This is a genomic window from Staphylococcus sp. GDX8P54P (assembly GCF_017893165.1).
In the GTDB taxonomy this organism is placed as follows: domain Bacteria; phylum Bacillota; class Bacilli; order Staphylococcales; family Staphylococcaceae; genus Staphylococcus; species Staphylococcus borealis.
Genome location: NZ_JAESMM010000027.1, coordinates 21,575 through 35,925, shown reverse-complemented (window position 1 = coordinate 35,925; position 14,351 = coordinate 21,575). Strand labels below are relative to the sequence as shown.

The 14,351-nt window shown below is 30.5% G+C and carries 16 protein-coding genes; 1 reads left to right on the top strand and 15 read right to left on the bottom strand.

Going from position 1 to position 14,351, the window contains the following annotated elements; all coding sequences use genetic code 11:
• Positions 1 to 21: 21 nt before the first annotated feature.
• From hrcA to lepA, 3 genes are all read right to left on the bottom strand, one after another.
• Positions 22 to 999, bottom strand: a complete 978-nt coding sequence (hrcA, locus tag KA909_RS09930; RefSeq protein ID WP_075108699.1) for a heat-inducible transcriptional repressor HrcA — start codon at positions 997 to 999, stop codon at positions 22 to 24.
• Positions 1,000 to 1,100: 101 nt separating this feature from the next.
• The gene (gene hemW, locus KA909_RS09925) at positions 1,101 to 2,222 is read right to left on the bottom strand and encodes a radical SAM family heme chaperone HemW (protein ID WP_193839276.1); all 1,122 of its coding nucleotides are present in this window, start codon (positions 2,220 to 2,222) and stop codon (positions 1,101 to 1,103) included.
• 132 nt (positions 2,223 to 2,354) lie between these two features.
• Positions 2,355 to 4,178 (bottom strand): translation elongation factor 4, encoded by a 1,824-nt coding sequence (gene lepA, locus KA909_RS09920; protein ID WP_070854947.1) that lies wholly within the window; start codon positions 4,176 to 4,178, stop codon positions 2,355 to 2,357.
• A 335-nt stretch (positions 4,179 to 4,513) separates the two neighbouring features.
• On the opposite strand from lepA, the gene rpsT reads away from it, so the two are divergent.
• A complete protein-coding gene (gene rpsT, locus KA909_RS09915; protein ID WP_053029533.1) occupies positions 4,514 to 4,765 on the top strand; it encodes a 30S ribosomal protein S20 in 252 nt (83 codons plus the stop codon).
• 73 nt (positions 4,766 to 4,838) lie between these two features.
• Here the strand turns inward: rpsT and holA are convergent, their stop codons facing one another.
• From holA to KA909_RS09855, 12 genes are all read right to left on the bottom strand, one after another.
• Complete coding sequence (gene holA / locus KA909_RS09910) at positions 4,839 to 5,813, bottom strand: DNA polymerase III subunit delta (RefSeq protein ID WP_075108373.1); 975 nt, start codon at positions 5,811 to 5,813, stop codon at positions 4,839 to 4,841.
• A gap of 69 nt (positions 5,814 to 5,882) precedes the next feature.
• The gene (locus KA909_RS09905) at positions 5,883 to 7,955 is read right to left on the bottom strand and encodes a DNA internalization-related competence protein ComEC/Rec2 (RefSeq protein ID WP_245339375.1); all 2,073 of its coding nucleotides are present in this window, start codon (positions 7,953 to 7,955) and stop codon (positions 5,883 to 5,885) included.
• A 117-nt stretch (positions 7,956 to 8,072) separates the two neighbouring features.
• On the bottom strand, positions 8,073 to 8,531 hold the full coding sequence (locus KA909_RS09900) for a ComE operon protein 2 (protein ID WP_075108371.1): 459 nt from the start codon (positions 8,529 to 8,531) through the stop codon (positions 8,073 to 8,075).
• A 70-nt stretch (positions 8,532 to 8,601) separates the two neighbouring features.
• On the bottom strand, positions 8,602 to 9,306 hold the full coding sequence (locus KA909_RS09895) for a helix-hairpin-helix domain-containing protein (RefSeq protein WP_193839274.1): 705 nt from the start codon (positions 9,304 to 9,306) through the stop codon (positions 8,602 to 8,604).
• A 52-nt stretch (positions 9,307 to 9,358) separates the two neighbouring features.
• Positions 9,359 to 10,084 carry a class I SAM-dependent DNA methyltransferase gene (locus KA909_RS09890; RefSeq protein WP_075108369.1) on the bottom strand — a complete coding sequence of 242 codons (726 nt, stop codon included), beginning with the start codon at positions 10,082 to 10,084 and terminating at the stop codon, positions 9,359 to 9,361.
• A complete protein-coding gene (rsfS, locus tag KA909_RS09885; protein ID WP_053029538.1) occupies positions 10,085 to 10,438 on the bottom strand; it encodes a ribosome silencing factor in 354 nt (117 codons plus the stop codon). It abuts the gene before it with no gap.
• Positions 10,439 to 11,023: a bis(5'-nucleosyl)-tetraphosphatase (symmetrical) YqeK gene (yqeK, locus tag KA909_RS09880; RefSeq protein WP_193839273.1), complete on the bottom strand. Its 585-nt coding sequence runs from the start codon at positions 11,021 to 11,023 to the stop codon at positions 10,439 to 10,441.
• Positions 11,013 to 11,591 (bottom strand): nicotinate-nucleotide adenylyltransferase, encoded by a 579-nt coding sequence (locus tag KA909_RS09875; protein ID WP_075108366.1) that lies wholly within the window; start codon positions 11,589 to 11,591, stop codon positions 11,013 to 11,015. Before KA909_RS09875 ends, yqeK begins: the two co-directional genes overlap by 11 nt.
• Positions 11,592 to 11,882: a ribosome assembly RNA-binding protein YhbY gene (gene yhbY, locus KA909_RS09870; RefSeq protein WP_016930857.1), complete on the bottom strand. Its 291-nt coding sequence runs from the start codon at positions 11,880 to 11,882 to the stop codon at positions 11,592 to 11,594.
• 1 nt (position 11,883) lies between these two features.
• Positions 11,884 to 12,690, bottom strand: coding sequence for a shikimate dehydrogenase (aroE, locus tag KA909_RS09865; protein WP_193839271.1), 807 nt, complete (start codon positions 12,688 to 12,690; stop codon positions 11,884 to 11,886).
• Between the two features lie 12 nt (positions 12,691 to 12,702).
• On the bottom strand, positions 12,703 to 13,803 hold the full coding sequence (yqeH, locus tag KA909_RS09860; RefSeq protein ID WP_075108364.1) for a ribosome biogenesis GTPase YqeH: 1,101 nt from the start codon (positions 13,801 to 13,803) through the stop codon (positions 12,703 to 12,705).
• Positions 13,804 to 14,331, bottom strand: coding sequence for a YqeG family HAD IIIA-type phosphatase (locus KA909_RS09855; RefSeq protein WP_053029542.1), 528 nt, complete (start codon positions 14,329 to 14,331; stop codon positions 13,804 to 13,806). It lies immediately after the preceding gene.
• Positions 14,332 to 14,351 lie beyond the last annotated feature (20 nt).

Below are 14,351 nucleotides of genomic sequence, written 5' to 3'. Positions count from 1 at the left end.
CCAATATAATTACAATTAAAATCACCATATTTGGTTAAGTAATTGAATCACATTCTGATAACGCATTGCTGTAGGTCCAATAACCGCAATTTGACCTTTCAATGAATTGTCGAAGTGATATTGACTCGTTACAATTGATATATCACTAAGGCTTTCATCAATCTCTTTTCCAATCTTAACGTTAATATCATTAGTTGAAATTGTCTGTAGTAATTCAGTGATTCTTTCAGATTCTAGATATTGCAAAATTGGTTGAATTGACGAAACATTAGATTCATTTAACGCATCAATTAGTTTAACCTTTCCACCTAAGAAAATGCTATTACTTTGTTTGCTAATATGAGAATTTATCATCTTAACAATGTCATTAATGAATTGATTTTCTTCATTTGAGTTGGCGAAAGAACGAATTTTATCTGATAGTTTAGCGCTTATTTCTATATTATTATTACTAATAAAATTAGAAATGGCGATTAATCTATCGGATGATAACTCAAGTGAAGAATTCAAGTGAAAATGCTCAACATGACCAGAATTATAAATAATTACTAAAATCATGATTGAATCATTTGCCTTAATTAAATGAACATTATTAATCATTTCTTCACTATGTTTTGGACGAACAACTAATGTTGCATAATGAGATTTCATTGATAACTCATTTGCAAAGTAACTTAATGCTGAAGAAATATCATAGTGATTCTCAATCAAAAGTTGATTTAAACGTTGTATTTTATTTTTGTTTTGACGAGAGGTTTGTTTTAACAATTGATCGACATAAAGTCTAAACCCTTCTTCGGAAGGTGAACGCCCTGAAGAAGAATGCGTCTTCTCTAAAAAGTTCAAATCTTCAAGTTGCTTCATCTCATTCCTTATTGTTGCAGGACTGACATCTAAATGATGTCTATCAATTAAAGCTTTAGAACCTATAGGTTGTCCTAAATCAACATAATCTTCAACAATTGCATTTAAAATGCTTAATTGTCTTTGTGTAATCATGTTTTCACCTCATTAGCACTCTTTTGTCCTAAGTGCTAATTATAATTTATCAAATTGGTCAAAGTAAGTCAACGTTAAAGCCTTACTTTTTTAATTTTTTATTAGTTTAGTAAGAAAGCCTCAAATACTTCGTTTCCTATAACCTTTCCTCTTGGGCTAAGTGAGATATTTCCATTCGTTTCAATTAGAAGGTGTCTTGATTTTAAATCTTTAACCGTTTCTCCAAATATTGCATCAAGTGATTGACCAAATTTCAACTCGAAACGTTCGCGATTTACACCTTGATTCATTCTCAGACCTAAAAACATTTCTTCTTCCATCTTTTCATTCAAGGTTGGTCGATTAGAAGTTAGTATGGGCCGTTTGCCATCATTAATTGCATTAATATAATGTTGAACCGGATTTAAATTTGTATAGCGTTCGCCTTCAACGTATCCACTTGCACCTGCTCCAAAACCGTAATATTCTTCGTTTAACCAATACACTTTATTATGTTCAGATTCATGATTCGTTTTAGCAAAGTTAGAAATTTCATATTGCTTAAAGTCAGTTTGACTTAATGCTTTCATTAGATATTGGTACATTTCAGCACCTAAATCTTCATTTGGTAATTTTAGTTTCCCTTTTCGATACATATTATAAAATTGTGTCTTAGGTTCAAGTATTAAACCGTAACTTGAAATATGGTCAATATCCATATTGATTGCTTGATTTAAACTGTCTGCAAAATCCTCTATCGTTTGTTCAGGCAAATGATACATTAAATCAAGGCTTATAGAGTTGATACCAGCTTTCCTAGCATTATTTACTGCATTGTAGATATCTTGAGTATGATGTGTTCGGCCTAATATTTTTAATAGCTCTGGTTTAAATGTTTGAACACCCATTGAAATACGATTAACACCATACTGTTTAAGTAACTTTACTTTATTAAAAGTTAGTTCATCTGGATTTGCTTCAAAACTGAACTCTCCATTGATTGAAAAAGTTGAAGTAATAGCTTGTAATAATCTTTCAAGTTGCATGTCATTCAGTGCTGTTGGCGTACCTCCTCCAACGTACATTGTCTCAAGTTGTTTTGTTTTACTAAACGACATTTCTTTTATTAATGCGGATAAATATTCATCTACTGGCTGTTTATCAATATAATATTTATTAAAATCACAATAAGTACAAATTCTGACACAAAAAGGTATGTGTATATACGCACTTTTAACTTCCAATGTTACACCCCTTCTATAACTTAAAAAAAGAGATTGAGACTTAGTAATATAAGTTAGTAGTTTCTTTATCAATAATATTCATTATTGTTATGGTATCTACCAATTTATATTCGTCTCGACCTCTTTTATGTTCTATTCATCATCCATTTTTAGTACAGCTAGGAATGCATCTTGTGGAATTTCAACACTACCAACTGCTTTCATTTTCGCTTTACCTGCTTTTTGTTTTTCAAGTAATTTACGCTTACGACTAATATCCCCGCCATAACATTTAGATAAAACATTTTTACCCATTGATTTAATATTAGTTCTTGCAACGATTTTTTGTCCAATTGCAGCTTGGACTGGAACTTCAAATTGTTGACGCGGAATAAGCGTTTTTAATTTTTCAACTAATGCTTTGCCTCGTTCATAAGCGAAATCTTTATGAACGATAAAGCTTAATGCATCTACTTTATCACCATTTAATAAAATATCCATCTTCACTAAATTACTTTCTTTATTTTCAATAAACTCATAATCAAACGAAGCGTATCCTTTAGTATTAGATTTAAGTTGATCAAAGAAATCAAAAACAACTTCAGAAAGTGGTATTTCATAAACGATATTCACTCGAATATCATCTAAATAATCCATATTAATAAATTGACCACGTTTACGTTGACACAATTCCATTACTGCTCCTACATAGTCATTTGGAACCATCATGGTTGCTTTCACATAAGGTTCATAAATCGCATCAATTTTGTCTCTTTCTGGCATTTGTGCGGGATTATCTACTGTGACTTCTGAACCATCTTTCATTACACATTGATAAATAACTGATGGCGCAGTAGCAATTAATTCAATGCCAAATTCTCTTTCAATGCGCTCTTGAATGATTTCCATGTGAAGCATGCCTAAAAATCCAGTTCTAAAACCAAAACCGAGTGCTTGAGAAGATTCTGGTTCAAACTCTAATGACGCATCATTTAATTGTAACTTTTCAAGAGCTTCTCTTAAATCATTATAGTCTTTATTTTCAATTGGGAACAAACCGCAATAAACCATTGGGTTCATTTTTTTATATCCTTTTAGCGGTGCTTCAGCTGGTCTGTTTGCATGTGTTATCGTATCACCTACACGTGAATCATCGACATTTTTGATACTTGCAATAATATAACCAACATCACCTACAGTTAGTTCTTCAATAGGTAATTGTTTAGGTGTATTAATACCTACCTCACTAACTTCAAATTCTTTACCTGTTGCCATCATCTTAATTCTATCTCCAGCTTTAACAACGCCTTCCATCACGCGAATTGATGAAATAACGCCTCTATAAGGATCATATTCAGAATCGAAAATTAAAGCTTTTAATGGGGCACTAGGATCACCTTCAGGTGGTGGCACTACTTCTACAATTTTCTCTAAAATATCTTCGATACCAATATTTGATTTAGCACTAGCAAGTACGACATCATCTTGATCTAAACCAATCACATCTTCTAATTCTTGTTTAACCCTTTCAGGTTCAGCAGCAGGGAGATCGATTTTGTTAACGACTGGTAATAATTCTAAATCGTTATCAAGTGCTAGATACACATTTGCCAATGTTTGTGCTTCAATACCTTGTGCTGCATCTACTACTAAAATTGCACCTTCACATGCAGCTAGGGATCTAGAGACCTCATATGAAAAGTCTACGTGTCCAGGTGTATCAATTAAATGGAAAGTATAAGTTTGTCCATCACTAGCTTCATATTTTAATCGTACGGCATTTAATTTGATTGTAATACCACGTTCTCTTTCAAGATCCATTGAATCTAATAATTGATCTTGCATTTCTCTTGTTTCTACAGATTTAGTATTTTCTAATATTCTATCTGCTAATGTTGATTTACCATGATCAATATGAGCAATAATAGAAAAATTTCGTATATTTTCTCTTCTGTTATAGCGTTCTTGCATATCCATAGCCTATCATTCTCGCTTTCATAAAATTAGCCCGTATATGTATACATCTTTGATATGATATCGTTTTTAATGATTAATTGCAAACGTATCCTTACTATTAAATGTTAAAACGTGATTATAAAATCACTTGCGTTATTCGTATATAATTATAGAATATATCCTAATTATAAAGTGTTAAAGTGCGCATTCCAACAGTAATTATGATTTAATTGAGATTTTAATTATGCTATATTTAATTAATGATTGCACAAATATGTTAGTTTTGATAAAATATTTCTTGTTGTAATCAAAATAAAATTTGATATGCTTAAGATCACTTTTAGGAGGTGACAGTAATGCCAAATATTAAATCTGCTATTAAACGTGTTAAAACAACTGAAAACGCAGAAGCTCGTAATATTTCACAAAAAAACGCTATGCGTACTGCTGTGAAAAATGCTAAAACAGCAATCAACAATAACGCTGATAACAAAGCTGAATTAGTTAACTTCGCAATCAAATCAGTTGATAAAGCTTCACAAAGTAACTTAATTCACTCAAACAAAGCTGATCGCATTAAATCACAATTAATGTCATCAAGTAAATAATGTGTAAAAAAGCGCGGAACTATGTTCCGTGCTTTTTTGCATTTAAATATATAACTAGGGATTGATTACAAATTTAAAGGGATAGAATAAATAACTCAAGTATTAGTTGTTTGTCCATATATGACGACTTTAGTTTGTAATCTGTTTCTGCGCAGTTATCTATTATATTTAATAATTCTTTTAACTCATAATAACGGACTTGGTTTAATGCTAACTTAACTCTATATGGATGCACATTAATTGTTTTAGCAATCTGTTGCCCACTATACCCTTTTTGAGCTAATATTTTACATTGGTAATACAATCTATAATTACTTGTAATAAGTGCAAGTAATTTAATGGGTTCCTCTTTCATAACGATTAAATCTTTTACAAGTTGTATAGCTTTGTCTTTTTCATTTTTTTGAATATATTCTGTTAATAGAAAAACATTTTGTTCTAAGCTTCTGTTAATAATTAAACCTACATCATTTTTATTAATAGTAGATCTATCACCTAAGAATAAAATGAGTTTATCTAGCTCTTGAGAAACGATATTGAAATTCACACCAGTTAATTCAATAAATAGGTTTAGCGCATCTTGCTTTATATCTTTGAAATTCTCATGTAGTTGATTTTGAATCCAGGATTTAATTTCTTGTTCTGACATTTGTTCTACTTTGGTTAGCTTACTGGTCTTTTTTAATGATTTAGTTAATTTCTTTCTTTCATCTAATTTATTACTATAGATTTCAAAAATGACTAAATTATCACCATCATACTTCTCTAAAAATTCTATAACTTGCTCATTGTTCGGCTGTAAATCTTTATTAACTTTTTCGCCAGTAAATATAAATGAATTTTTAACAACAATTGCTTTCTTTTCAGATATAAATGGCATTGTTAAGGCTTCTTCAATAATTGTCGAAATATTTGTTTCATAAAGGTTAAATTTTATAAAATTAAAGTCATCTCTGTCCTCATTTAAGAATGCATTTGTCAGTTCATTACTTTTCTTTTCTACTAATTCAGGCACTTCACCATATATAGCCATAATATTGTTTGTCATAATTGTGAACTCCCTTTTAAAATATCAAACATTGATAATTATATCATGCTTGGGTAAAGCGTCACCAGTTCAATCAATTTGATTAGATGTAATATTCATATTGTGATCCAAATCTATTGTTATTTCTCCAAGGTCTTGAGTGTTCAAAATTTTACTGTTTACCGATGTTAACGTCTGCAACGTTTCTTTATTTGGCAAATGATATTTATTGTTTTTACCACTTGAAATAATACTAATAGTCGGTTTAATAGACTTTATAAATACTTCCGAACTACTTGTTTTACTTCCGTGATGTCCTACTTTCAATATATCAACGGTGGGAAGTTGATATAATTTCATCAATTTAGCTTCATTATTTTTCGTAGCGTCACCCAATAAAATCATTTTGTAGTTTTGATATTCAATAAGTAAGATAATGCTATGCTCATTTTTATCATCACTTGAAGAAATATCTCCGTGAAGGAATGAAATTTTACCGTTATTGAATTGGATAGAATCTATTTCTTTAGCATCTACTAATTGGATATTGTTATTTTTACACAAACGTATGAGTCTTGTTAGTTCTACTTTTGAATAGCTATATACATGAATATATAACTTTTTGATTCTTATGTGTTGAACGATGTAAGGAAGCTCGCCAATATGGTCTGCATGTGGATGCGTAATAATTAAATGATCTATTGAGGTAATCCTTTTACGTTTTAATGTAGGTAAAATATGATATTTGGCTATATTATGATTATCTATCGTACCGTCTCTAATTTCCTTGCCACCAGTATCAACCATAACAGTTTCTTTCATGCTTGTTTGAAATATTAAACTATCCCCTTGCCCAACATTAAAAAAAGTAATTGTACTCGTGTTAGGTTGGATATTAAAAACGCATAAAGATATAAACAAGACACATAGTAATACGAGTGATTTTATTTTTTTATGGCATAAAAAGATGAATATTAGTATTATCAATACTACAAAAAGCACATATTCAAAAGATGATTTTGGTGCAATAAAAACTTGATAAAATTTAAATTTCAAAAATAATTCTAAGAGATTATCGTGTAAGATATATATTTTATTGAATATTGCACTAAATAAAGGTATATCATTAACAAAATGATAAGTAAAAAATAATAATATTGCTAATGGGAAAATAATAAAACTATATAGAGGAACAAATAGTATATTAGAAAATAAGCCTATCCATTGCAATTGATTAAAATGAAAAATTGAAATGATTGAAGAAGAAAGCTGAGCTATTAAAGTAAGGATAATAATATTATTAAAAAAAGATAACTGTCTTATAAGTGGAAAGGAAACTAGAATAAAAAATGAAATAATAAATGAAAATTGAAAGCCTATATCATACAAATAGTCAGGTGTTATTAAAATCATAATGATAAAGATTAGACCTAAAATATCAATGGTCGACATTTTAGACTTATTAGAAATGAGAATGACGGTTATTGTAGCTAAAATTGCTCTCAATGCACTTGGTGCAAAATCGGTATAATATGCGAATATAATTAGAAATATGATAATTAAACCGTTAATAATCACTTTGGGTATATTAAGTCTAACTAGAGGTTGATATATAAGATAAGAAATAGTAGCAATATGCGACCCACTCACTGCTAATAAATGATAAATGCCTATGTCTTTGACCTTATCAATAAATTCAGTACTAATGCCATGAATATCACCACTAATTAAAGCAGTAATATATTCAGGATGCGATAGGCTTGAGTGAGTCAATTTTTGAGTAATATACGACGAATGCTTTTCAAATACATTTGAATTTTTTGTGATTTGGCACGTATTCGTGACTACTTTGTTAACAGAAACATAAGGGGTGTGATTTAAAACATTAACAATTTTACCTTTAATAACACATGATTTATTTTCAATGTCTTTTTCACTTAATTGATTGGTATTTAAGTGAAAGACGTACAATTGATCTTTGATAGTAAATTTACCTTTTAATTGCTTTCCTTGACGTTCGATATTAGATCCAAATTCGACCTTGGTAAATATGTTAGGGTTTATCTTGAAGAAATCATCTTTACTTACACTGTTTTGATTGTGAAAATGTTCAAAACTCACACCACAAAATACACAAATAATCATTAATAATATATGATGCATTTTAATTCTTCTTTGTATTGAAATGATAACTAATAAAAAAATAATCAAACACGACATTAATTTTAAATGTATCCATAGAATACCTATGAGAAAGGACAATGCAAAATAAATCATATATTAGTCAGTTAAATATTGAGCCACATTTCGAGCAGAAAAAGGTATTTTTTTGTATTCAATACCAGCTTGGTTTAATAATTGCAGCGCATATTCGTGATTGTGATAATCTTCAGCATAATATATTTGTTTAATGCCTGCTTGTATAATAGATTTTGTGCAATTAAGACACGGAAAGTGAGTGACATAGATAGTAGCACCCTCTGTTGATACACCCTGCTTAGCACATTGTAATAAAGCGTTCATTTCGGCATGTATGGTTCTGATACAATGGCCATCTTCAATTAAACATCCTTCATCAATACAATGCACCTCACCTGCAACAGATCCATTATATCCCCCTGCTATAATTCTATTGTCTTTTACTATCGTTGCCCCTACTGACAATCTTTGGCAAGTTGATCTTAGAGCTAGTAAATGGCTTTGCGCCATGAAATATTCGTCCCATTTTAATCTTTCCATTAAATTCACTCCGATTCAAATTTATTATCATTATTATAGAATATCTTTATATTTAAGCCAATCAACAAAGTTAGATTGTAATATAATCCTTAATCTTTTCGAAAGTTTTGTCACCGATGCCTTTGATATTTTTTAAATCTTCTATTGAATGAAACTGGTTATTCTTTGCCCTGTAATCTAAAATTTCTTTGACTTTTGTCGGTCCTACTCCTGGGATCTTTAGCAAATCAGTTTCACTCGCAGTATTCAAATTTATTTTGTCAGTAGTTAATGAATTTAAAGGTTTTGTATTACTACGCTTATTATTATCATCACTATGTGCTATAGTATTTTTCATTTCACTGGTAGATGGTATGTAAATCAATTTTTGATCTGTTAATTTTTCAGATAAATTGACTTGTGTCAAATCAGCATCTTTTTGTAATTTAGCTTTTTCCAATACATCTTTAATTCTATCTGATCCTTTCATTTTATATACATCAGGGTGCTCAACAGCGCCTTTAATATCTACAATTACCGTTTTATTTTCATCAATACCAGTATTCAACTCATCTTTCTTAGTTGCATCATTAATTTGTCTAGATGATTGACGTGTATTATTTTTTTCTTTTGAATTGTTTTGCGATGAAACGATTGGCATGTCATTGCTTGTTTCCTTAACAGGTTTAAGAAACATTAGTATACATGCGATAGCTATTATAATGGTCAAAGTGATCATCAGTTGAAATTTCCATTGCTTGATAAATGCCAATAATTCTATTTTATTTTTAAACAAAAAACTCATCTCCTTATATATATAAACGTTTAAGGAGATGAGTTTACTTTATTTATTTATAAGCTACGATAAATAAACGATCGCCGTTTTCATCGTGATTATTGCGATTAAAGTCGATAAATGTTTCGAATGCTTTAAATCCAATTGTCTTTAATAAACTAATGTAAGTATCTTTTTCAAAGGTTCTTTGATAGTGCGATTCATCAAATCGCTGATAAGTATCATCAGTATTTTTTACAAAGAAACTCATGTCGTGATACACACTATAAGGTTCATCACCGACAATAGCTTCCCATGCTAAAAAGATTGACTCATTTTCATCAATGTAACATTGATTATGAAACAACGTATTCATCTTTTGAATAGTATGGACATCAAATATAAAAACACCAGTTTCTGATAGATGATTAAAAACATTGATAAATGTTTCATTTACATCTTTGATATCAGGTAAATAATTCAGTGAATCACAAAATATTGTTATTACATCAAATTTAGTATTGAATGAAAAATCGGTCATATCGCCTTCTAACCATGTTACTTGATTAGATTTATTAGCAGCAATGGAGAGCATCTCTGAGCTTAAATCCATTCCTGTAACCGAACCAATAGTACTTAGTTGAGCAGTTAAACTGCCAGTTCCACAACCGATATCAAGGATTTTCGGCTTATGACTGAGATCTTGCGTATAATGGTTCACGATTTCAAACCACTTGTCATAAGGTTGATCTTGCGTAAGTTGATCATAAACTAAGCTCATCTCACCATATTGAGCCATCTAATACGCAACCTGCCCATATGATTCTATTGGCGCATCTTGATATAGCTTCTCAATATTATAATAATTACGTTCATCTTTATGGAAGATGTGGACCACAACATCTGCTAAATCAATTAACACCCATCTAGCACTTTGATACCCTTCCATACGTTTCACATCAATAGCTTGTTCATGTGCTGCCTCTTTTACTGCTCTAGCAATTGATTGAACTTGACGCTCATTATTACCGTGACAAACAACGAAATAATCTGTCATGTCACTGATACCTTTCATATTAAGAGAAACAATATCTTCTGCTTTTTTATTTTCTGTCGCATCGACAGCAATATTTAATAATTCTTCTGAATTCATTTAATCATCCTTTATCCTTTGATCACTATAATTATAATAGTTTAAACATGAAATCGTTGTGCCATAAACAGTTATATCCTTACTAATTAGGAACAGTACTGTTCGCTTAGAAATTTCATAAATTGTTTTATCTAAGCTACCTTGATTGTATGCCATATCTCTAATTTCTTCAACTCCTGGGGTTTTTCTTCCAGGCTCGATATAATCAGCAATAAACACAAGTTTTTCAGTTTTAGTCATTTCTTTTCGACCTGTAGTGTGATTCTTGATTGCAAGAAGCACTTCCTCGTCTTCAATACCAAATTCTGATTGCATGAGAGCAGCACAGACTGGTCCGTGTAAGATTTCTCCACCATAACTTAATAGTTCACTATCTAAATCGTGTTGTCTTACAATTTGGTACATTGTGCTTAGGTCATCATACTTGCAATAATCATGCAATACACCCGCTAAGTTAGCTTTATCTTTATCACCATCATAAATTTCTGCAAGTTTTACTGCGGTTTCAGCTACTCTCAATGAGTGCTTAAAACGTTTCTCCGGTAGTTTATCTTTAACGAGTTCAATCGCTTTATCAATTTTCATAAAATCCTTCCTCTCTTATATAGTCGTGAATACTACGAGGAACCAAGATATTTATTGGTTGTTTATTTTTTACACGATTTCGAATCAATGATGAACTAATATCCATTCGCGGTATATTAACCGATATCATTGATTCGTCGACCTCTTGATAATTAACATCTCTGTTCACAATTACAAATGTAATGAGTTGTTTTAACTTTTCAATTTTATACCATTTATCTAATTGTTTATACTGATCTGTTCCGATAATGAAATAGATATTCGCATCTTTTTCATTATTAACGATATCTTTTAGCGTTTCATAAGTGTAACTTTGACCTTTTCTCTCAAGTTCAATTTCACATATTTCACCAAAACCTAATTCTTCTATAGCAAGTTGTATCATTTTGATTCGATATTTAGCATCTAAATAGTCATCATGCGTTTTCAATGGTGCCATATAACTTGGTAAAAAATAAAATTTGTCAGGTTTAAGTTGATGATAGACTTCATTTGCAACTAACAAGTGTGCAGTGTGGATTGGGTTGAATTGACCACCATAAAGCACTATTGATTTTTTATTCATCATTTACGGTAATGTGATTTCTTTATTATCAACTGATTCTCTATAAATGACAATCATCGAACCAATCACTTGAACAACTTCACTATTAGTTGCATCACTTAATGTTGACGCTAATTCATTTTTATCATCAAAGTTATTTTGTAACACATGTATTTTAATTAACTCGCGATTTTCAAGTGTATCATCAATTTGAGCAATCATATTGTCATTAATGCCTGCTTTACCAATTTGAAAAATAGGGTCTATATTGTGAGCTAAACTTCTTAAATATCTTTTTTGTTTTCCTGTTAACATATTAAACTCCTTTTAATTTGTTTAGTACTGCGTATTTCATTTCTAGTATATTAGGCTGTTTGCCGGTCCAAATTTTAAAACTTTCAGCGCCTTGGTTTATGAACATATCCAGGCCATTATAAACCGTATTGCCTTTAAGTTCTGCTTCTTTTAAAAATTTAGTCTTATATGGAATATAAATAATATCACTAACGAGTGTACTTGATGACAAATTATCTAAGCTAATAACCATATCATCGTTATTATTTAATCCAGCAGATGTCGTATTGATTATAATATCAAATTCATCTAAATATTGTTCTGCTTGTTCTAATGAAATTGGATTAATATCCATATCCCACGTCTCAAATCTACGCATTGTTCTGTTAGCGATTGTTAATTTTGGTTGTACAATTTTACTGAGTTCATTTGCAATTCCCTTACTAGCACCACCAGCACCAAGGATTAAAACATAAGCATTTTCTAAATCGGGATAAACTTGTTTCAAGCCCATCACATAACCAATACCATCTGTATTATAACCTATCCATTTATTGTTAATAATTTTCACAGTATTAACAGCTCCAACAGCTTTTGCTTGGTCATCAATTTCATCCAGATAAGGAATAATTCTTTCCTTATGCGGAATCGTAACATTGAATCCATTAATATGGTTATCTTCAATAATTTGTCTAATATCATGGAAGTCTTGTGTGGGAATATGCAACGCTTCGTATGTGTCTTCCATATTTAATGATTTAAAATTAACTTGATGCATGACTGGAGATAATGAATGCGATACGGGATCACCTATTACTGCATACTTCATAAATAACCCACCTTACATTATTGAATTTCTTAGGATTACATCAACATTTTTAGGGACGCGTACAATGACTTTTGCACCAGCTTCAATTGTTATAAATCCTAGACCTGATATCATTATGTCTTTCTTTTCCTTACCAGTTTCAAGACGTACAGCCTTTGTATCACTCATATCGAAGTGGTCAGGATTATTTGGTGGTGTCAAAACATTACCAATTTGATTTCGCCATAAATCATTTGCCTTTTCCGTTTTAGTTCGATGTATATTCAAATCATTTGAAAAATAACAAACGAGTGGTCTTTTTCCACCTGATACATAATCAATTCTAGACAGTCCACCAAAGAATAACGTTTGTCCTTCATTAAGTTGAAAAACTCTTTGTTTTATTTCATTTTTAGGTACGATTATTTTCAATTCTTTCTCAGATACATAGTGTGTCATTTGATGAGACTGAATAATACCCGGCGTATCGTACATGAATGTTTTTTCATCTAAAGGTATATCAATTAAATCTAATGTAGTTCCTGGAAATCTAGAAGTGGTTACAACATCTTTTTCGCCCACACTTTGTTCAATCAATTTATTTATAAGTGTTGATTTACCTACATTCGTAGTACCGACAATATATACATCTTGATTATGTCTATGCTTATCAATCGATGCTAATAAATCTTCGATTCCCCAACCTTTTTGTGCAGAAATAAGTATAACGTCGTCAGCTTCTAAGCCATATTTTCTAGCAGTTTTTTTGAGCCACTCTTTTACACGACGTTTATTAATTTGCTTAGGTAAAAGATCTAATTTATTAGCAGCTAATATTATTTTTTTATTGCCTACAATTCGTTTCAAGGCATTGATAAATGAACCTTCAAAATCGAAAATGTCAACAACATTCACAATTATTCCTTGTCGATCAGATAATTCATTGAGTAAATTTAAAAAATCTTCACTATCCATTCCGACATCTTGAATTTCGTTATAATTTTTTAATCTGAAACAGCGTTGACAAATAACGTCCTCTCTAAAAAGGTTATGTTCTGGAACATATCCAGGTGCACTTTTATCATCTGATTGAAGTGGTGCACCGCATCCAATACATTTTAATGTGTCATCCAATCAATTTTCCTCCCATGTGATATAGCCTTTATTTTTAAAGTAATTTAATAATCGACGCTCAATAATACGGTTGAATTTAGTAATAAATCCATCTGTACGTTTCACAGGCACAACCATAATTGTATATAAGCCATTACGATTACCACCAAAAACATCCGTTAACATTTGGTCTCCAATTACAATGGTTTCCTCAGGTTTGATATTCATTTGTTTGATAGCTTTTTTAAATGCTTTGCCCATAGGTTTTCTTGCTCTAAAAATGAAATCTACATTTAAGTCTTTAGAAAAGCTTGAAACTCTATCTTCATTATTATTAGATACAATAGTGATTGTAATACCTAATTCATTTGCTTTTTTAAACCATTGTTGTATTTCTATAGTTGGCGATTTTACATCCCACCCAACTAATGTATTATCTAAATCTGTAATAATACCTTTAAAACCAGCCTTAGCTAATTTTTCAATATCGATTTGAAATACAGACTTAACATAATCATTTGGCATAAAATATTTCTTTATTAGTCCCATTTATTTATCACCTTTATTAA